A 21,861-nucleotide genomic window follows, 5' to 3' on the forward strand; every position below is an offset into this window, starting at 1 on the left:
CCCAGGGTTAAAGATAACGGGTTTTGGCCCAATATTCTTCATAGGAATCTTCAAATAGCTGCTTCGACTTGTCCTCACCGACAACTAAAGCGCTTGTGAGCACCTTTGGCGGCTGGCCCTGCTCTGTCAGCTTGCGGGCAAGCTTGCACTTGATAAGATTAACGATGACCGTATTGCCAATCGTCGAACCAGGTCCGACCGGTGTTTCCAGCTCCTCGATTTTCACCATGGCGTCTCCGGGAATGGCGCAGTTGTCGATGACAACATCAGCCAGTTCATAGAGCTTCTTGCCGGAAGAATGTTTAGGCTTGGATAACTGGCTGTGGGCAAGTGAGGTAACCGCGATGACCGGAATTCCTCTTTCCTTCATCTCAAGCGCAATGTCTACGACCACGTTTCCCGTCCCGCTGTGCGAGAAAATGATGATGCTGTCATGCTCTCCATAATGAAAGTTGGAGGCGATCACCTTTCCGAATCCCTCTACGTTTTCCAGGTACATGGCCTGTCTTTGTCCATTGGAGCCCACAACCGCATGGTGATTCGTCAAGGAAAGCTCGACCATGGGATGGAAGCCGGCAAAGCTTCCGTAACGAGGATACATCTCTTCAACCGCCATGCGGGAATGCCCGCTTCCGAATAAATGAACGACATTATGATTGAGCATGCTTGCCAAGCAAATATCCACGGCTTGATCGATTGCCTGCATTTGTGTCAACTCAATTTTATCGATCACTTTGCGGGCTCCGTCCAAATAATTCGTTTCGTATTCAAAATTGTTAGGTGTATCGCTCATCCTTCATCATCCTCTCATCTTGTGCGCTAATATTCGCTCTTTACTGAGCCAGCCAGCCGCCGTCCACCGGAAGCGCAATGCCTGTAATAAATTTGGCCTCGTCCGAGGCGAGAAAGGCTACGGCTGACGCAACATCCTGCGGATAACCGATATGCGGGCTAAGCGGCTGCAAATAGGTTAACGCTTCACGGATCTCTTCGTTGTTGATGGCTCTTTGGGACATCGGCGTATCAAGCAGTCCCGGACATACCGTGTTTATCCGGATGCCATCCTTGGCAAAATATACGGCTGCGGAACGGCTCATTGAAATAACCGCCCCTCTGCTGGCAGCATACGCATGCGTGACAAAGTGATCCTGCGCACCCACCATGCCAAGGATGGATGAAATGTTCACGATCGAGCCGGACCGCTGACGTTTCATGATGCGCAAAGCCAGCTGATTGCTGTGAAATACACTGGTCAGATTGTTGTTCATGACCACGTTCCAGCCTTCTTCCGTACATTCGTCGAGCGGACCGTCCCCCCATTTCCGGCCGCTTATGCCAGCTACATGAACCAGGATGTCAAGCGTCTTCCATTTCTCCATCAAGGTTTGATAGATAGCTTCCATTGCCGGTCGATCAGACGCATCGCCGCTAAAGGACTGAACCTGCCCGGGACTTGAAGCAAGCGCGGTTAACTCGGCTTCCGCTTCCTGCGCTTTGAGCTCATCTCTTCCTATCACCGCAACTTGTAAGCCTTTAGCCAGAAAATTTTTGGCCACTGCCAAACCGATACCGCTTGTCCCGCCTACAATAATGGCATTTTTAGTGTCCATGGGCTTTCCCTTCTTGCTAACGAAGCATTGGATTGTATGATTTCATTTATTGGAATGGAACGTTTTTCTTGAAGCGACGCATAACAGGCTTCCATCATCGCCATGGTCTCCAAATTGTTCATGCCCGTAATCATCGATTCGATGCCGCTCGATAAAGTGAGGAACATCTCGTTCATCGTATATTTAAACGCTCCGGGGAACCAGCTTCCCGCAAGCTCCGGGGAATGCCACCGGGAGTCCAGTCGTTTGGACATATAAGAAATCTGGCTTGGTCCGCCGGAGGGCCATCCTATATTCAGTCTTATGACGCCCTCCGTACCCTCGATTTTGTAAAATACGCCAAACCCCTCTTTATCCCAGGTAAATCCGTCATCCCACGCGGAAGCCATCAGACCGTTCTCATATTCCAATATATAAGAGGATGAATATTCCCCGAGATATTCTCCCTGCGGATCGCGAATCGCAGTTGCAAACAGGCGGTCCGGAGTTCCAAACCAGTAACGGAACTGATCTAGATGATGAATGCTCATGAATAAAAACATCAACCGTTCATATTGCTTCTGATATTCCTGCCAGTGCGGCTGGTAACGAAGCTCGATCGTCGCGCAGACAGGCTTGCCTATTATCCCTTTGCCGATCAAATCATTCGCCGCCATGACAGCCGGATCAAAGCGTCCGTTCTGATTGACAAGCAATTGAACTCCCGCTTCGCGGCAGATATTGACCGTTTCGACGGCCTCCTGATACGTTACCGCGAGCGGCTTTTGCGCCAAAATATGTTTCCCCGCCCTGGCTGCCCTGGCGATCAGCTCCGGCTGGATATGGGGAGGAACCGCGATATCGACAACGTCGATGCTCGGATCGTCAAGCAGCTCCTGAATCGAATCGTACGCTTTGGGTATTCCAAACGCTGAGGCCACCGATTCCGCATTCGATTTTGTGCGCGACGCGATTCCCACAACCCGAAATCCCGCTTCCCGATAAGCCGGAAGATGGCATTCTTTTATAATGAATCCGCTGCCAATAATGCCGATGCCGTAATCCTTCCTGGTGCTCATTACAGGCAGATAATCCAGCTGAAAGGTTCCCTCGCTCATCGGTTATCCCCCTTCGTTATCCTATATCTTGAAAAGAAAACGCCCGGGCCGGATTGTGAACCATGAACTTGGCAATCGTCTCTTCGCTCAATCCGTTCTGCTTCAGGCGCGGGATAAAGGAAGCCGCCAAATGAGCCATCCCCGGACCCCCGCCATACGCTTTCCAATAGGAACGGAGGGCGAAGTCGGTACCCAGCAGAATCTGATCCTCATACCCGGCCTCGACTACCTTCACAATTAAATCAATAATCATACTATCCGGCCAATATTTAATCCTGGAAGCATTGTCATATTCAAGAAACGCTCCGGTTTGCAGCATGGATAGGTGGTACTCCAGATCAGGATTGCGGTCCGTATGACAGATGATAATAGATTCCGGTGAAACACCCAGATCGGTCATGAATTGAATTTGCTCCAGTCCCATCGTCCCTTCTTCGGTATGGGTGGAGATCGGCGCTCCTGTCATCTTCTGCGCTTCCGCAACGGAAACAAACAGCTTCTTGGAAACAGCGCTGATCCGGTTGTAGTCCGACGCGCCTTTCAGCAAGCCCGCTCTGGCCGGAATCCGTTCAATAATCGGGCCATTATAGCTGTGACGGTCCATTCCCTCCGTAACTTCAGCTACGAGCAAGTCGCGTATCTGCTCTTCCGTGTATTTATAAATCCAGTGAATATCATCATAGTACATCGGCTTATGAAATCCGGTTGCAGCAATGACATGCGTATTCGTCTGCCTGGATATTTCGACCAAATGCTCGGGATGCCGGCCGCAATCCAAAGGCATCATATCGACAAAGGTTTTGATATTGTACCGCTTCACATCTTCCACTTCCCTGCAGGCAGCCTCCACGCTGTTCAGCAGAAGATCGCTTTTCTTCATAACGCCAAGACCGCCGGAAATGATAAGATGCTCGTGAGCGTACACCATACCCAAATCCGTTGAATCAATATCTCCCAAAACGGTTCTGACTCGCCCCACGCAAGGTCACCTCCTCATCCATCTAATCTATGATTGCCTGTTGCTCGATAAGTGTTCTCCGCAGCCTGCCGATATCCAATTCGGCAAAATCGCAGCCGGCCGCTGCAGCGATTGCCGCTGCTGTTCCGGCCGCCTGGCCCATGGCCATAGCCTGCGCCGAGTTTCGCGCTGAAGCCTGTGCGCCGTGCGTGGCTGACAAACATCGCCCCGCTACAATTACATTCTTTAACCTTTGCGGAACTAAAGCGCGGTAAGGAATATGATAATGTCCCCCGTCTGCAACATACACCCAGCGCGTCCCTTCCCCAGGATGGTGGTCTTCCACTGGAGCACCGCAGCAGGCAATCGCATCCGGGAAGTGGCGTCCGCTTGTTACGTCTTCTTCCGTCAGCTTATAAAGACCTTCGATTTTCCGCGTTTCCCGCACACCGATATATTGGCTTGTACTGATAAGGAATGCGCTTTCAAAACCGTTAATTTTAGATTTCAGAAAATGAACGTACTGTTGAACCTGCTTCCGGCCTTCGATTTCCGCCTTCGTCAGGGAGTAAGGATCTGTTGCATCGATGTCTTTCACTCTGACCATATTGGCTTGAATAACGCCCGGGTTAGGCGTGCGGTGATACGACCCGTCTTCTCTTGGCAGCCTGAACTCTCCGCTCTTGTTGGCTTCTTGCATCAGTTCAACCATCCTCTGATGGCTGACGGTCTTGGCCTTCTCAAGGTCAACGTTGCCCATAAAGAAGATCGTGCTTAAGGATTGGTTGGGCTCGCTCGCGGAACCGCCATTGAACGCGCCGCCCGCCCTTGCCACAATATCGGCGTCTCCGGTCGTATCCACCACATATTTGGTTTTCACTTCCGTAAGCCCTGCTTTATTGGCCAGCCATATGCTGTTCACCCGATCGTCCGCAGCCTCCACATGGCAAGCGGTGGTGTGAAATAATAATTGACAGCCCGCGTTCTGAACGAGATCTTCATAGGCGATCTTCAATGCTTCAACATCATAGGTTAGCCCTGTTCCGGCACCGTAAGTGTTTTGTCTTTCAAACAGCTTATTCTCCCGTTGTAGTCGGCTGACAATTTCATCGGGGATGCCCGCTACAACTTTCCTTGGTTTCTCCCCGGGTGTGAAAAATCCGTAAAAGGTGTCTACCCCGGTAGCCGTCCTTGAACCGCCCAAGCAGTTCTGGCTCTCTACCAGCAGCACTTTGGCGCCATTTCTGGCTGCTGCCGCTGCGGCGATTACACCTGCGGCGCCCCCTCCAAGTACTAGTACATCTGTCGCTTCCGTATGAGCTTTAATCATTGGCGCAATCCTTTCATTCGGGCCGGCTTCATCCAGTTTAATAGGCAGGCGACCGTTCCCTTGAAATGACTTTCTGCTGAATACTCCCGATATGCTCCGCATCGCAAAGCTCATCGAACAACGCTATGATTTCTTTCCGTTCCTCATTAATGACAATAGCTGCCGCTATGCTTTTTTCTGATGCCGCCTGCAGGTTATCCACTTTCTGGACCGCAAGCACATCGATTAATGCGGCAGGTACAAGCTGAGAACTATGCCAAATGGCGGCATCGATTATTCCCTCTGCAATCAGATAAGGAATATTTCCGTAATGGACGCTTATTTTCTCATTCGTTGTAAACTGCTGATCCGATAACGCGATATGATCATAAGAGGTCGGGTCCAGACCGATCCTCCATTTCACCATATCCGGAGTTACTTCTTTACGGCGCAGAATAATCAGATCGCTGTAATAACTGTTCTTGCCCATAATACAAACTGACCGCAGATTCGTGAACTTCTCACAAGCCTGCTCAGCAGACAGCTGTGACAGCACAACGAAATCGCATTGATGCTCGAGCAGCTGGGTTACCCTTAATGTCGCCCCATTCTTAAAGGATAGATTGCACGCGACCTGCTTCTCTGCAAACATCTCTATCAAGCCTGTAGCAAGTCCTTCAAATTCAATCGTGTTCGGAAGCGGAAACGATCCTACCAGAGCCCCCTGATCAATAATGGACCACAGCGCAGCGGCATTCTTCTCGAGCAGTATGGTACCGAGCTGACCTTTGGACTGCAGCTTGATTGCACCTGTTTCTTTTAAAGCATTCATCGCTTTGTCTACCGTTCCATAACCAACGGAAAACATACCCGCCAATTCCGGGGTAGTCGGTATCTTCGTATCGACACCGCATTTCATTAATTCTCTTGCAATTCCTTTGACTAAATCAGCGGATTTAGAATTTAAATTTTTCATATTTTCAGTATACGGAAAATTGAAATTAAGTCAATATAAACATCGACGGATGAATCACTTTGTTGTAATATGATAGCGAAACAAGGGGCAGATTGCTAGACTTGCAGCAGCTGCTAGAGGGCCATTCAATCCCAGAACTTGCAAGGCATGTCTTTCAAAATACCTATTACGTTGTGAGGTGCTTCTTTATGCCGGTTATTCGCGCGGACAAGCAGGAACAGGCGTTGTTTCCAACATGGAGTGAAATCAATCATTACGGAATTAACCATTTGAAGGCGGGACAGGAGGTTCCGCTGCATTATCACGCATGTAATGAATATTGGATTATTGTAAGCGGGAGAGGCATTTGTACAACGGAAGGCGATACCTATGAACTCGGCCCGGGAGATCTCGTTCTGACTGAACAAGGACAGGAGCACTCGCTTCTTGTTACCGAAGAAATGACAGCGGTTTATATTTACGGCGTCCTGCCGCCAGGCGGTAAAATCGGTTACTTGTATCGCACAAAGGAGGAGCAGCAATGAGTTTGAAGCTGATTCAAGTGGGATTGGGCGCGCACGGCAGAGGGGTAGGCAGCAGCTTCGTCATTCCCTCCCCTGATTTTGAATACGCCGGGTTAGTCGATTTGGATTCTGGCGTTCTGGAAGGATATGCCGCGGCGTTTCATCTATCCAAACAAATCTTGTATACGGATTATAAGCAGGCCTTCCGCGATCTGAACGCCGATGCCGTATTGATCTCCGCGATTTCGCCGGTTCATTACCAGATTGCCAAGGAGGCACTGAAGCAGAACTTGCACGTCCTTATCGAGAAACCATTCGTGCTGACGATGGAAGAAGCCAGAGAGCTCGTTCAGCTCGCGGCAGACAGCAAACTTAGCTTGATGATCAGCCAAAACTACCGCTATCTGCCCACTGTGGTCACGCTGAAAGAAACGCTGCGCAGCTGCTCCTTGGGAAACCTGTTGTTTGTGAATGCCCAATTTTTTCACGATCATAACGGAAAAGGCTATCAGCGCAAGATGGACAACTATATTCTCATGGAGATGTCTGTCCACCACGTCGATATGATGCGTTTCCTGCTCGAAAGTGATATTGCAAATGTATGGGGAAAAACCTGGAACAATCCAGGCAGCGGGTACAAGGGCGATCCTCATGTGCATGCCGTGTACGGGGCAGAAAATGGGGTTTCCGTCTTTTATCTCAGCAGCCTGCTGGCCAAAGGAATACCGATGCCTTGGGAAGGCGTTTGGCGATTCCAATTCGAGCAAGGGTCCGTCTATCTGGACGACCTGGGAGAAGGCTATGGCGTGTACGTTGTTGATGACAGCCAGTCCAAGACTCATATTCCACTGCTCATTCCTGAAAAAGAAAGTATACATGGCGTGCTGGCCGAATTTGCCCAGTCGATCAGGGAGGGACGGGAGCCCTCCATATCCGGCCGCGACAACTTGAATACCATTGAAGCGCTGCTGGCGACAAGCGCTTCCTCCGCTGAGGGAAAAGAAATCAAGATCGTAAAGCAATAGGTCCTCCGCCGTACTGCGCCGCTCATGCATCCAGCCGTGTCCGGAAAGCCCGCAGCTGACAATTGGCGATCAGGAACCTTCACCTTCATGCATCAAGAGAAAAGAAGCAGCCCGGGCTGCTTCTTTTTGTGTAATCAATAGGATTCATTCTTTCACGGAACCGAGCATAATGCCTGAAATAAAATATTTCTGCAAAAATGGATACACGCACAAAATGGGTATGGAAGCAATAAATACCTGCGCTGATTTGATCGTCCGGTCGGACACCATGCTCAGCAGCTTCGCATACGCCTGCGTCATCACCTGAGAATTGGATTTCACCAGAATGGTCTGCAGGTACGATTGCAGCGGATAATTAACCTGATTGTTCATATAGATTAATCCGTCGAACCAGGCATTCCAGTGTCCTACCGCGATAAATACGATCAAGGTCGCCAGTATCGGCATCGACAGCGCTAAATAGAGCTGCGTCAGTATTCTGAAATGCCCTGCCCCGTCCATAAAAGCCGACTCTTCGATTTCCTTCGGTATATTGCGAAAAAAATTCGACAGCAGCAAAACGTTAAACACCGATACTGCCCCTGGCAGAATCAGCGCCCAGATCGTATCGAGCAGGCCCGTATACTTCACGATCATAAAGGAAGGAATCAGCCCGCCGGAAAACAGCATCGTTATGACAAGATACCAGGCAAAGACCGGCTGGTGCTTAAAGGCTTCCCTGCTTTTGGATAAAGGATAGGCCACCAGTATCGTCAGCAGCATACTGACGCCTGTACCTAGAACAACCCTCAGACCGGAAATCCACATGGCGCGCCAGTATTCCGTTTTGTTCAATATATAGGCATATGATTTCCATGTAAAACCAATCGGCCAAATCGTCACCTCTCCGGCTGCGACCGCGGTGCTCGAGCTCAGCGATACCGACAATACGTGTATCATCGGAACGAGGCAGCTTAGAGAAAAAAGGATAAAAAACAATCCGTTAACTGTCGCAAACAAACGTCTTCCTATGGAACGGTCCGCCATGACTTTCCCTCCTCCCCCTCTAAAAGATCCGATGATCGGAAATTTTGCGCGCTGCAATATACGAAGCTGTAATTAGGAGCAGGCTGACGACTGACCTGAACAGCCCGATTGCCGATGCAAGTGAGTATTGCGACTGCTGCAGCCCCATCCGGTACACCCAGGTGTCAATAACGTCCCCTGTCCCATACACGAGCGGACTGTACAGCATCAGCACCTGCTCGAAGCCGGCATTGAGAATATATCCCAGGCTCAGCGTCACCATCAGGATAATGGTTGATTTTATACCGGGAATCGTAATATAGAGGATCTGTTTGAACCTGCTGGCCCCATCCATGACGGCCGCCTCGTACAGCGTCGGATCGATCGTCGTAATAGCGGCCAGAAACACGATCGTCCCGAAGCCGGTAACCTGCCAGGTTTCCGTACCCACAAGCAAATATGGGAACAAGGCCGATTTTGAAAGAAATACAACCGGTTCAAACCCTAGCTTGCCGAGCAGGACGTTAATCAAGCCTTCCCGTGAGAGCATATCCCGGAAAATCCCCCCCAGAATAACCCACGACAGGAAATACGGAAAATAAATGATCGTTTGCACCACGCGCCGGAACACTTTGGAGATGATCTCACTCAGCAATATCGCTACCAGAATAGCGGCAACCGTTTCGATGACGATTTTCATAGAGGCGATAAACAGCGTGTTCAGAACCACCTGCTTCACGTCCGGAATGTAAAGCAGACGGCGGAAATTCGCAAGTCCCACCCATTCCGAGCGAAAAAATCCCAAGCTCGGCTCAAACCGTTGAAAGGACATTACAACGCCGAACATCGGGAGATAGGCATAAATGAACAAAACAACAACCGGCGGAATCAACATGATATACAGCGCGAGCTGCTTTCGCGGAATTATGATCGCTTTCATAAATTCGCTCCTATTGGATGACTTGGATGCAAATCTCGTGGAAATGCAGACGGCGGATGCACCTTGCACCCGCATTCTGCAGACCGGCAAATGAATGTTTTATTTGCTCTCAAACCATTTTTGAATGCTCTCTTTGTTTTTGGCCTCAAACCATTTGTTAATGCCCGGGTAGACGGCGGAAGCATACAAGGCGTCATACTGCTTGAGGAAATCATCGTACTGGCTGATATCGCCGCCCTTGATCACATTCAGGAACATGACGTCGTACGCTTTCTTAATAATCGGAGCGTTGTCGATCATTTCCTGCGTCGGCATAGCCGTGTACTCGTTCATTTGGAACGCTTTGCGCTTAATATAGCCGTCGACTATTGCAAGGCTTCCTTGGTCCGTGTAAGACAGGTAGGACGGGAATCCTGCCTTGTCATTCTTATCGGCATATGTTTTTGCCTGTTTGTAGAAGAGATCAAACGCTTCTGGCAAGCCATCGGCCTTGCCGGTTTTAAAAGCATTGCTGACCGCTTCAAAGGCTTCATGATTAAACGACGGGTTGTAAATCGGCATCGGGTAAGCCAGGAAAATACCCGCGTTATCGACAGGATCTGTATTAAATTTGCCGAACTGCATGGTGTCCGGATTGTTGTTCAGATCATGGAACAGATTTTCCATCTTGACAAGCGCTTCCGGGTGCGCAGTGCCTTTTCTTGCTACACTGATGCCGAGTACGGTAGCGGCTGTAACTGATGATTTGCCCATCTCCCCGTCAGCCGAAGGAATAGCCGCAGGCAGCCACTTCGCGTCAGGGTGCTTATCAATATTCAGATTGAGCGGCCACCATGCGTCCCATAGACCGCCGAACACAACGCCTGATTGATTGTTCACAATCAGCTCATTGTACTTCGTATCGTCAAAGGTGGCGAAGTCCGGATGAATGTAACCTTTTTTATAGTAATCTTGAAGCTTAAGCAGCGCTTTGCGCGTGTTCTCCCGGTGCTCGGGGCCGAACATGCCGTCTTCAAGCTCCTCTTTGCTGTTCTTGACCCAAATGTTCGGGTAAGAATGGAACATGTTGAAGAATGCATCTCCTATCCCCCAGAAATTCGAGCCGATATTGGCATCCGCAAGCGCAATCGGATATTTCTCTTTGCCTGTTCCGTCATAGTCATTCTTTTTGAATGCTTCAAGTATTTTATCAAGCTCATCGACCGTTTTAGGAACGGTTAGACCTGCTTTCTCAACGTTGTCCGTACGCATCCACAGCATAAAACCGGAATCGTGATACGTCTGACCGTTTGGAATGCCGTACACCTTGCCGTTCTTCGTTACCCCCTCCAGGAGACCTGAATAATCTCCCGTCAAATATTTCTTCATATACTTCGAGCCGTAATCTTTCAGCGCTCCAGTGAGATCCTCAAGCTGACCCGTGGATGCAAGGCGCTCGAACTGCGCGGGAGAGACATAGAAGAAATCGGGCAAGTCGCCGCTTGCGATCATCAGATTCATTTTTTCTTCGCCCTGCGTGCCAGGAGAAGTCCAGTTGAACTTCATGTTAATACCGAGTTTCTCCAGCCATGTGCGTGTATAGATATTACTTTCAATCGTATCCCCGTTTTTCAGATTGCTGGCCACCTCATTGGAGGTATGGACGGTCGTTATCTCAATCGGGGGATCGTATTTGCTGTACGGATCCTTCGCAGGCTCGGCATTCGAGTCCAGCAGTTTCGATATATCCGCAGTCTGATTGGAGCCGGATGATCCATCCGTACCGGAATTGCCGCCGCAGGCTGCCAATGAAAGCGATAATGAAAAACATACGGCAAGAGAGGCAGACTTAACGATTAGCTTCTTATTCATGCAGATTTCCCCCTGTGCGGGCCCGCTTCGGCCCGTTCCTTTGATCGTACTGAAGTCATCCGTACATATGAATCGCTGCATCTTTCCTTACTTCCTCTGTTTCAAACCACAATGTAAGCGCTTTCGATAATGGAGAACCGTTTCGCACCTCGGATTTTCCCTGCTCCTTTTTAAATGGATTACATACCGCGTATCCCTGTTTTATTATAATTCACATTCCATTCTCCGTATTGTATAATCGCTGCACCATTTGTAAAATTGTAAGGGAATTGTACAGTTCTTTATCGGACAAGTTTAACGCGTATGCTTCAAGGCCTTGGCTGCAGTTTCCCTCATGCGGATCGTTTTATTGCGGCCGGTTTACCGCAATCGCCGGTCACACGGGCTCGTTTTGCAAAAAAGCCTGCTGTTCGCGATACTCCTGCGGCGTCATCGTTTCACTTGCTTTGAACGTTTTGGAGAAATGTGCCCCATCATAAAAGCCTGCGGCGATCGCGATTTCCGTAATCGGCATCGATGTTGTTTCAAGAAGGCGTTTCGCTCCCTCGATCCGGATGGAAAGGATATACTTGCCCAGCGTCGTTCCCGTTGCCGATTTGAAAATCTGGTTCAAATAACGCTCATTGAGCGAATGACGGGCGGCCAGCACCGGCAATAATATTTTCCCGCCGGCGTCCAGCCGCTCCTGGATGTCTTCGATAACCTGACGCACAATTTGTTCATGCTTGTTGCGGTATTCGCTGCTCTGCATCTGGTCCATGTAGAGCTTCACGAATAGATGAAGAAAATAATGTTTCGCCAAAACTGAAATTTGGCGGTCCACGCGAAGCTCGGTAATAAGCGCGCGAAATTCGGTTTGCAGCCCCGGCATAGATACGGGGGCTGTCCCGATTTCCAATTGCTCGAATAAATAGCGCATTCGCTCATTCAAGTCCGGACAGTCGAATTGAAACATCAAATAGTACAAGTCGAAGGAACCGTCGCTGCAGAAGCTGTGACGCACTTTATCCGACACAAAGAATAGATCGCCCTGTCTGAAGGACAATTTGCGCTTGTCCTGAATAACCGTATTCTCTCCCCGGGTATAGAAATTCAATTCAAACCCTGAACCTGGTCCATTCCAGCCCCTGTTTCTCCAGAAGCCGAAGGAAGGAAATGAAAACCGGTTCCATTCAAGATCGAACAATTCAATGAGCGCTTTCAGATGCGAAGCCGAATTCAGATTTTGCTCCTTCAACCCTATCCCTCACTTTTTTATTACAATTTTACAAATCACGAATCGATTATACAATACCGCGGAATGAAATTGAACTATAATACAAACTGAGTTAAGAAGCACCGACTACCAGAAGAGGGATGTGAAACATGAAGGATACAATCGGCCTTATCTCACAGGAGGACAAAGAATTTTACAAGACGAACGGTTATTGGATCAGTCCCGTGCTGTTCGATGAACAAGAAATCGAGGAAATGCGCCAAGCCCACGACCGCATCTGGTCGTTTGATTACGACGGCGACGGATATCCGCTTGAGGAATGGCGGAAGTCCAGCAATCCGAAGATGCTTCGGAAAATCGACAATTCCTGGTGGATTAACGATACAATCCGGAAAACGGTCACGAGTCCCGTACTCGGGCGGATCGCTGCCGGCTTGATGGACAGCACCGAAGCCCGGCTGTGGTATGACCAAGTCATTTACAAGCCAGGCACCGGAACAAGCGAGAAAGATGCCCTGTCGCCGGGTAATGTCGGCTGGCATCAGGACTATATTTACTGGCAGTGCACGAACACCGACAATCTGGTCACGGCTTGGATCGCCCTTCAAGACACGGACCTTACGAACGGCTGTATGTCCGTCGTTCCCGGCTCCCACAAATGGGGAGCGCTTGAAGGCAGCGATGCGTTCTTCAACCGGGATTTGGAGTCGGTCAAAGCAAGAATTGCCGAAGAATCCGGAAAAGAGTGGAAGGAAGTTCCGCTGCTGCTGAAGGCGGGTCAAGCCAGCTTCCACCATGCTTTGACGATTCACGGCTCGGGGCAGAACTATTCCGAGCATCCGCGCCTGTCCGTCGTCGCTCATCTGATGCCGCACGGCACAGCTTACAAGAACCGCGGTCATAATGTAGACAACATCCGTCTCCTTGGCCCCCGGCCCAAAGAAGGACAACGGTTTGACAATGAATATTTCCCGGCAGCTTATTCAGAAGAAATGCAGCAATAATACACAAATACACTAACCCCATACGGGTAACGGAGGTAAGTACCAACTATGAAAATGACATTGACTCCTGAAGAAATCAAAAACGCCAGACTCGAACCGGAGAAGCTCGCCATCGCCATCGAGCAAGTAAAAGCAAACGGTTACATCGTATTGGACAAAGTGTACAGCGATGAGCAAATGGCGGAGCTTCGCGCCGCTTTCGATCCCATGTTCGATGAATACATCGAACGAAAAGGCTACAATACCGGCACAAACCGGGCGCAGATGCATCTGCCGTTCCAAGCCCCATTCAACGATCCGTCCATTATCGAGCATCCGATCGCGATGTCCGTCATCGACGGCTTGATTGGCGAATACAACAAGCTGGTCTACTTCGCATCCGATACGCCGATGCCGGGATCGGACTACCAGGCCGTTCATTGCGACATTAACCCGCTGTTCCCGGATTTGTCGGTTCCCCTTCCGACGTTCAGTCTCGTATTGAACATTCCGCTCGTAGATACAACGGAAGAGAACGGCCCGCTGGAAATTTGGCCGGGAGGCACACACCTGCACGGCGACCGCGCGAATCAGGATACGCTGGGCGGCATTATCAATCCCCATATGCATATCGTAAGAGCGGCCGAGCACATGCATTCCGAGAAAGTATACATGTCCGCCGGTTCTATCGTCATTCGCGACATCCGTATGTGGCACCGCGGCACGCCTAACCGTTCGGACTACCGCAGAACGAACATTGCGCTTATTTACAACCGCGACTGGTATGGAAGCGGCTATTCGATTCAAATTCCGCAAGAGGAGTATGACAAGCTGCAGGAACGCTCCCGCATGCTGCTTCGCAGTGAGAAAATCGGCTACCCGGTGAAGATGCCTTGGGAATGGTAACCCGTACAGCAGTTCTGTACGCTGCAGCCGGATCCACTTCGCAATAACTGCCGAAAGCATACGTAAGAGGCCATGCAAGAAAGTAAGTAGATTAAGGGTTTCCTTTACAACAAAGGAAGCCCTTTTCCCCGTTACAGCTCCTCTTTTCAAGTCAGGCGCGGCAGTGCACCTGAACGGATACCTTTCACTCGAAAATCTTTAAGAAATGCTGACAATGGTTATACAAACGCAATTACGTTTACATATTAACCATATTAAGGATTTCCCAGGAGCTTTCCTTTCATTACTCTCTACACAATTCTTGAAATTACTGCGTAAATTTGAAAGAAGAGAGGAGTACCCGGCTTTGGACAGGTCACCGCTTCATAAGCCTGTCGATGATTCCCCTGTTTCCTTGTACATGGGAACGATTCGGGCATTTAAGGAAGCAGGCTTCTCGACAGTCGTTACCCGCGGAGATTCGAAAGTGCTCATGCGGTATGAAATATAAGCAAGGGTTGAGAGCTGCACAATCGTACTGGCAGAAGGCTGCGTACAATGATCAGGGTACCAGGTAAAGTTGGTACTATTATTCAGCTGTATGTTGACTATACTTAAGATAGCAAGTACGAAAGAGGTGCGAGTCATGAGCAGAAAATGGCTGGAGCATGAAGGCCGTTCATGGACGGAGAAAGGCATTATTACAAGTGAACAATACAAACGTATCCTGGATCTGTACCCTGTACAGAAGCGTGCGGCCGGATTAATCCCCATCTTGGGAAGCATCCTGGTCGGATTAGGCATCCTCAGCTTTATAGCTGCGAATTGGCAGGATATTCCGCAGCTTGTCCGCCTTATTATGATTTGTGTGATCATGGCAGGTTTCTACGCGGCCGGTGATCGTTTCTTAAAGAAAGATCACGAGAAGCTCGGTGCCGCTCTTATGGGCCTCGGCCTGGCTTCGTTCGGTGCCGGTATCGTGCTCGTTGGCCAGATGTTTCATCTTCAGGCCTATGGTGTAAGCTCCTTCATTGTGTGGGGCTGCGCCGGATTGACGCTTACCTTTCTCGTGCACAGCCGATATTTGTTCTTATTCACCTTGCTCATATTCACCGGGCTGCAGTGGTATAATGCGACAGAATTCAATACGTTCAGCTTCATCTCGCTTGCCATCATGATCATTGGGCTTGGCTATTACTGGATGAAGCGTCCGGATGCCCTTCTTGGCTGGTGCTTGGCGCTTAGCTTTGCCGTACAGTCCATTATGCTTGTTGCTTCTCATGATTGGCCGTTCACCTGGTTCTTCGTGCCGATCTGGCTGTTATATGCGCTTGCCGATTGGTCGCGTGAACGCAAGGCTGTCTATCCGTTCCAAGCCGTGCCGCTGGTTGCTGCATTTGCATTTAACTTATTCATCGTGATGTTCTGGAATAAGGATGATTCCTACTCCTTCCATGATAATATCTCCGCGCAGCCGCTCTGGTATGTGTTATCCCTGCTCGTGCTGCTTGCGGTCTCTCTCGGCGGTAAATTTAAATACAAGCGTCTATCATCGAGTTTGGACTTTATCTTGGCTATCCCGTTCTTCTACCTGAGCACAGGAGTCGATGCTTCCTATCTCTTGACGCTGTTCTTGTTCTCCTTGTATCTCCTATGGCGCGGCTATGCAGAGGAATGGAATGTCAAAATCAACCTGGGTACGCTTTTGTTCCTGTGCAGCACGATGGCTGCCTATGGCAAGCTTGCATGGGATTTTATGGACAAATCTGTCTTCTTCATTCTCGGCGGTATCATCCTCCTTGGTCTTAGCTGGTTCTTGAACCGGCGCAAGAAGCAGTTCCTGGAAGAAGTAGAGGAGGACAAACATCATGACGAATAGGGTATGGCCTCGTAATCGGAGCAAATGGCTCATCGTGCTCCTTGTTGTCCAGGTGCTGTTCCTTGCCGCAATAGCCGGTATCCACTACTCCACCCTCTGGTTCGGCAAAGAAATCAGACTGCAAACGGTGCCCGTCGATCCGCGGGATCTTCTGTATGGCGACTATGTGCAGTTAAATTATGATATCAATCGGGTCCCTCTCAGCTTAAGACAAGAAACCGGAGATAAACCGAAGTCGGGTGATCGGATCTATGTTGTGCTGCAGGAGAATCAATCGGATGGGATCTATAGAGCTAAGGCTGTCGCTTCACGCAAACCTTCACTGTCAGTAGGTCAAATCATGCTCAAAGGCCGCGTCGAATATGCAGATGATGATGCCATTCGCATTTCCTATGGAATCGAGCGCTATTACGTGAAAGAGAACACAGGGAAGGAGCTGGAGAAGCAGGCCGGCAATCTTGTCGTCAAGGTGAAGACCTCAGCATGGGGTTCTCCTGTAATCGAGGATATCACTGCAGGCTCCAAGTCCGAACAGTAAGCACATTTGAAGCATAAACCATTTCAGGACGTATCCATACCAATGAAAAAGTCTGCGTCAATCTCCCCGGAGGAGACTAACGCAGACTTTGTTGTGTGAGATCCTATTTAGGAAAGACCACCCCTGCTATCGATCCCACCGGTTACACACTATTTCTTTTCTTTGGGCAACCTTCTGCCGGGCCGGGAAGCGGTCGATTGCCGGATGAGCAGCTCTGGCCGTAAAACCGTCCTCTGCTTAACGTTCTTGCGTCCCTTCAACTCATCGACAATCAAATCCACGGCCAATTTTCCCATTTCATTCATTGGTTGAGCAATCGTCGTCAGCTGAGGATCCGTCACCATGGCAAGGATCGTATTGTCGAAGCTGACAATCGAGAGGTCATCCGGCACTTTCACGCCGGATTCTTTGGCGGCTTGAAGCGCTCCAACTGCGAGCATATCGTTACAAGCGAATATAGCGGTTGGCCGGTCTTCGGTTTGCAGAAGCTGCAGCGCCTTTTGCTTGCCGTCCTCGATCCGGTAATCACAATATTTGAGCCAATCCTCACGCATTGGAATTTGAACATCTGCAAGTTTCGCCCGAAAGCCTCTGATCCGTTCGCGGCTGCTGATAACCTTTATATTCTCCCCCAAAACAGCGATATGCTTGTGGCCCAGACCAAGCAGATGATCAGCCGCTAAGCTTCCGCCCACATAATCATCGACCACAACCGTATTCACGGCGGCATGCGGCATTTCTCTGGCCAGCAGGACGACTGGAAGACTTTTGGACAGCAGCTGCTCCATAATCACCGTTTCATCGATTCCGGTTGCAATGATAATGCCATCCACACTTTTTTGCAGCAGCAGCGCGATGTATTTTTCAACTTTCTTATCTTTATTATCCGTACTGCACATGACGACACTATACCCGTAGTGCTGGCTTTGATCTTCTATCGCCCGGGCAATTTCAGCGAAGAAAGGATTCGAAATATCCGGCACGAGAAGACCCAGTGTGTATGTTTTCTTACCGGTAAGCGCAGAAGCAATAACGCTGGGCTGATAATTCATGCGGGCCATAATCTCCAGGACAGTTCCGCGGGTTTCTTCGCTGATTTTACCCTTGCCATTAATGACCTTGGATACAGTTGCAATCGATACCCCTGCTTCCCTGGCCACATCATAAATAGTCGCCTTCATAAGCCTGCGCCGATTATACCGATATGAGTCATGGTCACCGCGAGTCTCTCCCCTTTTCTTGTGCTATCGCATCTATATAAGCAAGTGCTTTCTTGGCATATTCGTATGGATTGTGAACCGCAGGATCCTGCTCGCCTTCCAGCAGCGCCCATCCTTTATAATTACGGTCTATAAGTTCTCCAATAATAGGGGCAAAATTAATACAGCCGTCACCCGGCACAGTGAACACGCCTTTCCGGATGCAGGTGACGAAATCCACGCCCTCTGCTCTGGCTTCACTGAGCACCTGCTGACGAATGTCCTTCAAATGAACGTAAGCGATACGTTCGTAATGCTTCCTCAGCAGAGCGAGCGGATCACTTCCGCCATAATAGGCGTGACCGGTATCATAAAGCAGATAAACCAGGTTCGGATCCGTCATTTCCATTAATCGGTCTATCTCTTCCGGTCTTTCTACAGCTGTGCCGCCGTGATGATGGTACGTTAACTTCAGGCCGTACTCCCTTGCGATTTCACCAGCGAGATTCAGACCCGCCGCTAAACTTTCCCACTCTTGATCATTCAGTCTTGCCACTTCCGTCTCATGATCAGTCCGACGGGGATCAAAGTGCAGCGATCCGCCGATCTCGCAGGTGCTGATAACCGTTGATCCCATATCTCGGAGGAATAGAGCATGCTCGCGATAGGCTGCCAGCTCTTTATCTCGCACTGCGGGGTCCGTGAAGAAAACGGATTTCCACTGTGAGACCAGTCTAATCTCATTTGCCGCCAGTTCACGCTTTAGAATTTCCTTATCCTTCGGAAATTTCCGCCCCATTTCCGTGCCCTTAAGCCCAAGCGCGGCGATATCCGTAATAATTTGCTCGAATGTCGTCCCATCTCCGTGCTCATTCACATCTTCCCCAACCCAATTGATTGGATGAATCCCCAGCTGAAAAGGCAAGACCATGCTCATAGATGAAACCTCCTGCTTCGAATATTTGGACTGCTGCAAGACTTAACCGATCATGCATAAACGTTGGAGACGGATACGCAGCAACGAAATCAAGGTAAGCGCTTAACCTGCTATGCCCGGATTAAAATTACCGTCCTATCGCCATTATATGCGCATCGGGTAAGCGCATTCAATTCTTTTTTTCATTCCATCAGATAAAGCGCTATACCGGTAAAAATACAACATTGCGCCAAGAATCCTCGTTATCGTCCGCATTTCATTGCTAGCTCAGATAGAGTCAATAAATAAGCATCTTAACTCCCTCACATAACGCCCCGCTAATTGAATATATTTAGTAACAAGCTCTTAGGAAGTGCTCCCTGCGCTCAATATCGTTCCATTACAATATTTAGGAGGTGTTCCGCATGACTAAATCGCTGTACACCGTGTCACAGGAAGATTGGTCCCTGCATCGTAAAGGCTATCAGGATCAATCCAGGCATCAACAAAAAGTGCGTGAGGCCATCAAACAAAATTTACCGGATTTAGTTTCGGAAGAAAATATTGTGATGTCCGATGGTAAAAAGGTCATTAAGGTGCCGATTCGGAGTCTGGATGAATTTCGTTTCGTCTACAACTTCAACAAGAACAAGCATGTCGGCCAAGGGGACGGGGAGAGCCAAGTCGGTGACGTTCTCGGCGTCGATCCCGCCTCCTCGCAGCAAAAGGGCGGCAAAGGCGAAGGTGCCGGCGATCAGTCTGGCGATGATATCGTTGAAGCGGAGATCAGTTTGGAGGAGCTCGAGACGATGCTCTTCGAGGAGCTGGAGCTCCCTTATCTCAAGCAGAAGGACCGGGATCAGCTGGAAACAACGGAAGTTCGTTTCAACGACATTCGCAAGAAAGGCATCATGTCCAACATTGATAAGAAACGAACGATTCTGGAGAATCTCAAACGGAATGCAACGAGCGGCGAACCCGGCATTCACGGTATTTCCCCAGATGACCTTCGTTATAAGACATGGGAGGAGATTATTAAGCCGCAATCGAACGCCGTCATCATCGCGATGATGGACACATCCGGATCTATGGGTTCTTTCGAGAAATATGTCGCACGTTCCTTCTTCTTCTGGATGACCCGCTTCCTGCGTCATCAATATGAGAAGGTGGAGATCGTCTTTATTGCCCATCATACGGAAGCTAAAGAAGTGACCGAAGAAGAATTCTTCACGCGCGGCGAGAGCGGCGGTACGATTTGCTCCTCCGCTTATATTAAAGCGATCGACATTATCGACAGCCGTTATCCGCCTACAAGTTACAACATCTACCCTTTCCACTTCTCGGACGGCGATAATTTGACAAGCGACAATGAGCGCTGCGTCAAGCTGATCGGCGAACTGCTCAAGCGCACCAACCTGTTCGGCTATGGTGAGGTTAATCAATACAACCGCTCCAGCACTCTAATGTCCGCTTACAAGCATATCAACATTCCGAACTTCATGTATTATGTGATCCGTGAGAAAGGGGAGGTCTACAACGCGCTCAAGGCATTCTTCCGTAAACGGGAGGCAGCTGTATAGGCAGGCTGATCTTTTGCATCCAAACTGAATCTTAAAGCCGTTCATGAGCCTTGGGCCCTACTGATCAAACAGAAGGCAGAGGCTTCTTTTTTTTCTGCGGAGCAGTTGAAGCTCTCCCCTTGCGGCACCGCCACTTGGATACTAGCGCAGAAAAGCCCGAGACTACAGACCAGTCGCGGGCTTCGTTTTTGTTTTCCAAGCATAAACGCTGAACGACAGCAGGCCGATCCATCCGAATAAAGATGCACTGTAGAGCAGATCCGCTATCGGAAGCTCGCCGGATAGATATGTGCTGAGAAGCGGTCCTATCGTGCCCCGGACTCCGAACAGCATCAGATGAAGACCGAACACAACGGCTTCACGCCCAGGCGCCAGCCGGAAGACATAAGCCAGGAAGCCGATATCCCATATCGCGTCTCCGATCCCCTGCACACCGCTGCCAATCAGAACAGACGGGTAATTGCCAAAGATTGCATAGAAGAGCGGTACGATCGAGAAAGCGGCCAGCCCGCAAGCAACGGTGTGCTTCGCGGATAAGCGGTCAATAATGCCGCCTACTACAAAATAGGAGACTAAGAGACAAGTGAAATAGGCGACTCTCGCATAACCGATTTGCGTATTGGAGAGCTCCAGATGATTAACCTGAATAATTTGATAGAGCGGCTGCGCAAGAATATTGCCAAAGCCCGTAAAGGTACAAGCCATGAAAACATGGCCATTTCCCGGTTTTGTTTGATCAGCTGCAGCTGCTCCCGCAGCGATGACCGCTTGGCTGCGAGCATTTTGGACGGTGCTTCCTTCTTTGCCTTAATACGTGTAAATACAAGAATAGACAGCACTCCGGTTACCGAGGCAAACAATAGCGGCCCGGTCGGTCCGGCAGCATCCGTCCAGCTGCCGATTAAGAAAGCGATCGGGATCATTAAGATTCCCATGGCGACCCGCACATTGCCCATTAATTTACCCCGATGCTGCGGAGGGTACATCCTGATGATCAATGAAGCATAAGCTGGTGCCTGAACGCCCATTAAGAGCTGAAATAATAGGGCGACGATTACATAGATAACCGGAACCCCAAAGAAAGCCGGCAAAATGACAAGCGCCCGGCCAATCAAGTTCGGAATAATCATGAACGGCTTCGGATTAGACCGCTCAATCCACCCCGCCCATACCGGAGAGAACAGCAGTCCGATCGCCGGGGAAGCAGACAGCAGGCCTACCTGAATATTACTGGCCCCTTCTTGAATCGCCATCGGAATATAGAATTGATTATAGACAACGTTAAAGAAGCTGAACAAAGCCGAAGCGCCGGCATCAATACAAAAGTTATGCCAGGCTCTGGGCCCAAGCCGAAGTCTCATGCTGGATATGAAATGATGGAAGGCATTCAT

At 49.6% G+C, this 21,861-nt stretch carries 22 protein-coding genes; 8 read left to right on the forward strand and 14 right to left on the reverse strand.

Going from position 1 to position 21,861, the window contains the following annotated elements:
- Positions 1 to 7: 7 nt before the first annotated feature.
- From ACFPYJ_RS32850 to ACFPYJ_RS32875, 6 genes are read right to left on the reverse strand one after another with little or no spacing between them, the layout of a single operon-like run.
- A complete protein-coding gene (locus ACFPYJ_RS32850; protein WP_379192761.1) occupies positions 8 to 793 on the reverse strand; it encodes a sugar isomerase domain-containing protein in 786 nt (261 codons plus the stop codon).
- A gap of 40 nt (positions 794 to 833) precedes the next feature.
- Positions 834 to 1,610 (reverse strand): SDR family NAD(P)-dependent oxidoreductase, encoded by a 777-nt coding sequence (locus ACFPYJ_RS32855; protein ID WP_379192763.1) that lies wholly within the window; start codon positions 1,608 to 1,610, stop codon positions 834 to 836.
- The gene (locus ACFPYJ_RS32860; protein WP_379192766.1) at positions 1,583 to 2,707 is read right to left on the reverse strand and encodes a Gfo/Idh/MocA family protein; all 1,125 of its coding nucleotides are present in this window, start codon (positions 2,705 to 2,707) and stop codon (positions 1,583 to 1,585) included. The genes ACFPYJ_RS32855 and ACFPYJ_RS32860 overlap by 28 nt, the downstream gene beginning before the upstream one ends.
- Before the next feature lie 16 nt (positions 2,708 to 2,723).
- Positions 2,724 to 3,686 (reverse strand): phosphotriesterase family protein, encoded by a 963-nt coding sequence (locus tag ACFPYJ_RS32865; RefSeq protein WP_379192768.1) that lies wholly within the window; start codon positions 3,684 to 3,686, stop codon positions 2,724 to 2,726.
- A 22-nt stretch (positions 3,687 to 3,708) separates the two neighbouring features.
- Positions 3,709 to 4,995 carry an FAD-dependent oxidoreductase gene (locus tag ACFPYJ_RS32870; RefSeq protein ID WP_379192770.1) on the reverse strand — a complete coding sequence of 429 codons (1,287 nt, stop codon included), beginning with the start codon at positions 4,993 to 4,995 and terminating at the stop codon, positions 3,709 to 3,711.
- Positions 4,996 to 5,032: 37 nt separating this feature from the next.
- Positions 5,033 to 5,893 carry a YhfZ family protein gene (locus ACFPYJ_RS32875; RefSeq protein WP_379192772.1) on the reverse strand — a complete coding sequence of 287 codons (861 nt, stop codon included), beginning with the start codon at positions 5,891 to 5,893 and terminating at the stop codon, positions 5,033 to 5,035.
- Between the two features lie 245 nt (positions 5,894 to 6,138).
- Between ACFPYJ_RS32875 and ACFPYJ_RS32880 the strand changes: the two genes are divergently transcribed.
- Together ACFPYJ_RS32880 and ACFPYJ_RS32885 are read left to right on the forward strand one after the other, a co-directional pair.
- On the forward strand, positions 6,139 to 6,474 hold the full coding sequence (locus ACFPYJ_RS32880) for a cupin domain-containing protein (RefSeq protein WP_379192774.1): 336 nt from the start codon (positions 6,139 to 6,141) through the stop codon (positions 6,472 to 6,474).
- Positions 6,471 to 7,478: a Gfo/Idh/MocA family protein gene (locus ACFPYJ_RS32885; RefSeq protein ID WP_379192776.1), complete on the forward strand. Its 1,008-nt coding sequence runs from the start codon at positions 6,471 to 6,473 to the stop codon at positions 7,476 to 7,478. Before ACFPYJ_RS32880 ends, ACFPYJ_RS32885 begins: the two co-directional genes overlap by 4 nt.
- Before the next feature lie 144 nt (positions 7,479 to 7,622).
- Here the strand turns inward: ACFPYJ_RS32885 and ACFPYJ_RS32890 are convergent, their stop codons facing one another.
- The 4 genes from ACFPYJ_RS32890 to ACFPYJ_RS32905 form a co-directional block, all read right to left on the reverse strand.
- Entirely contained in the window at positions 7,623 to 8,504 is an 882-nt protein-coding gene (locus tag ACFPYJ_RS32890; RefSeq protein ID WP_379192778.1) for a carbohydrate ABC transporter permease, read from the reverse strand.
- 19 nt (positions 8,505 to 8,523) lie between these two features.
- Positions 8,524 to 9,423, reverse strand: coding sequence for an ABC transporter permease (locus ACFPYJ_RS32895; protein ID WP_379192780.1), 900 nt, complete (start codon positions 9,421 to 9,423; stop codon positions 8,524 to 8,526).
- A 99-nt stretch (positions 9,424 to 9,522) separates the two neighbouring features.
- A complete protein-coding gene (locus ACFPYJ_RS32900; RefSeq protein WP_379192782.1) occupies positions 9,523 to 11,274 on the reverse strand; it encodes a type 2 periplasmic-binding domain-containing protein in 1,752 nt (583 codons plus the stop codon).
- A 376-nt stretch (positions 11,275 to 11,650) separates the two neighbouring features.
- Positions 11,651 to 12,511 (reverse strand): AraC family transcriptional regulator, encoded by an 861-nt coding sequence (locus ACFPYJ_RS32905; RefSeq protein ID WP_379192784.1) that lies wholly within the window; start codon positions 12,509 to 12,511, stop codon positions 11,651 to 11,653.
- A gap of 128 nt (positions 12,512 to 12,639) precedes the next feature.
- Between ACFPYJ_RS32905 and ACFPYJ_RS32910 the strand changes: the two genes are divergently transcribed.
- The 5 genes from ACFPYJ_RS32910 to ACFPYJ_RS32930 all read left to right on the forward strand — a co-directional run bounded on the left by ACFPYJ_RS32910 (position 12,640) and on the right by ACFPYJ_RS32930 (position 16,775).
- A complete protein-coding gene (locus ACFPYJ_RS32910) occupies positions 12,640 to 13,494 on the forward strand; it encodes a phytanoyl-CoA dioxygenase family protein (RefSeq protein WP_379192786.1) in 855 nt (284 codons plus the stop codon).
- A 48-nt stretch (positions 13,495 to 13,542) separates the two neighbouring features.
- Positions 13,543 to 14,379, forward strand: coding sequence for a phytanoyl-CoA dioxygenase family protein (locus tag ACFPYJ_RS32915; RefSeq protein ID WP_379192788.1), 837 nt, complete (start codon positions 13,543 to 13,545; stop codon positions 14,377 to 14,379).
- Positions 14,380 to 14,725: 346 nt separating this feature from the next.
- Positions 14,726 to 14,869 (forward strand): hypothetical protein, encoded by a 144-nt coding sequence (locus ACFPYJ_RS32920; RefSeq protein ID WP_379192790.1) that lies wholly within the window; start codon positions 14,726 to 14,728, stop codon positions 14,867 to 14,869.
- 135 nt (positions 14,870 to 15,004) lie between these two features.
- Positions 15,005 to 16,237 carry a DUF2157 domain-containing protein gene (locus ACFPYJ_RS32925; protein ID WP_379192792.1) on the forward strand — a complete coding sequence of 411 codons (1,233 nt, stop codon included), beginning with the start codon at positions 15,005 to 15,007 and terminating at the stop codon, positions 16,235 to 16,237.
- Entirely contained in the window at positions 16,227 to 16,775 is a 549-nt protein-coding gene (locus tag ACFPYJ_RS32930; protein ID WP_379192794.1) for a GDYXXLXY domain-containing protein, read from the forward strand. Before ACFPYJ_RS32925 ends, ACFPYJ_RS32930 begins: the two co-directional genes overlap by 11 nt.
- A 149-nt stretch (positions 16,776 to 16,924) precedes the next feature.
- On the opposite strand, the gene ACFPYJ_RS32935 is transcribed toward ACFPYJ_RS32930, so the two are convergent.
- Both ACFPYJ_RS32935 and iolE read right to left on the reverse strand, forming a co-directional pair.
- Positions 16,925 to 17,956, reverse strand: a complete 1,032-nt coding sequence (locus ACFPYJ_RS32935; protein WP_379192796.1) for a LacI family DNA-binding transcriptional regulator — start codon at positions 17,954 to 17,956, stop codon at positions 16,925 to 16,927.
- A gap of 34 nt (positions 17,957 to 17,990) precedes the next feature.
- Complete coding sequence (iolE, locus tag ACFPYJ_RS32940) at positions 17,991 to 18,911, reverse strand: myo-inosose-2 dehydratase (protein WP_379192798.1); 921 nt, start codon at positions 18,909 to 18,911, stop codon at positions 17,991 to 17,993.
- Positions 18,912 to 19,315: 404 nt separating this feature from the next.
- On the opposite strand from iolE, the gene yhbH reads away from it, so the two are divergent.
- Complete coding sequence (gene yhbH / locus ACFPYJ_RS32945) at positions 19,316 to 20,470, forward strand: sporulation protein YhbH (protein ID WP_379192800.1); 1,155 nt, start codon at positions 19,316 to 19,318, stop codon at positions 20,468 to 20,470.
- A gap of 162 nt (positions 20,471 to 20,632) precedes the next feature.
- On the opposite strand, the gene ACFPYJ_RS32950 is transcribed toward yhbH, so the two are convergent.
- The gene (locus ACFPYJ_RS32950; protein WP_379192837.1) at positions 20,633 to 21,145 is read right to left on the reverse strand and encodes an MFS transporter; all 513 of its coding nucleotides are present in this window, start codon (positions 21,143 to 21,145) and stop codon (positions 20,633 to 20,635) included.
- Entirely contained in the window at positions 21,043 to 21,861 is an 819-nt protein-coding gene (locus ACFPYJ_RS32955; protein WP_379192802.1) for an MFS transporter, read from the reverse strand. The genes ACFPYJ_RS32950 and ACFPYJ_RS32955 overlap by 103 nt, the downstream gene beginning before the upstream one ends.

Origin of the sequence: Paenibacillus solisilvae (assembly GCF_042656405.1) — a bacterium.
In the GTDB taxonomy this organism is placed as follows: domain Bacteria; phylum Bacillota; class Bacilli; order Paenibacillales; family Paenibacillaceae; genus Paenibacillus_Z; species Paenibacillus_Z solisilvae.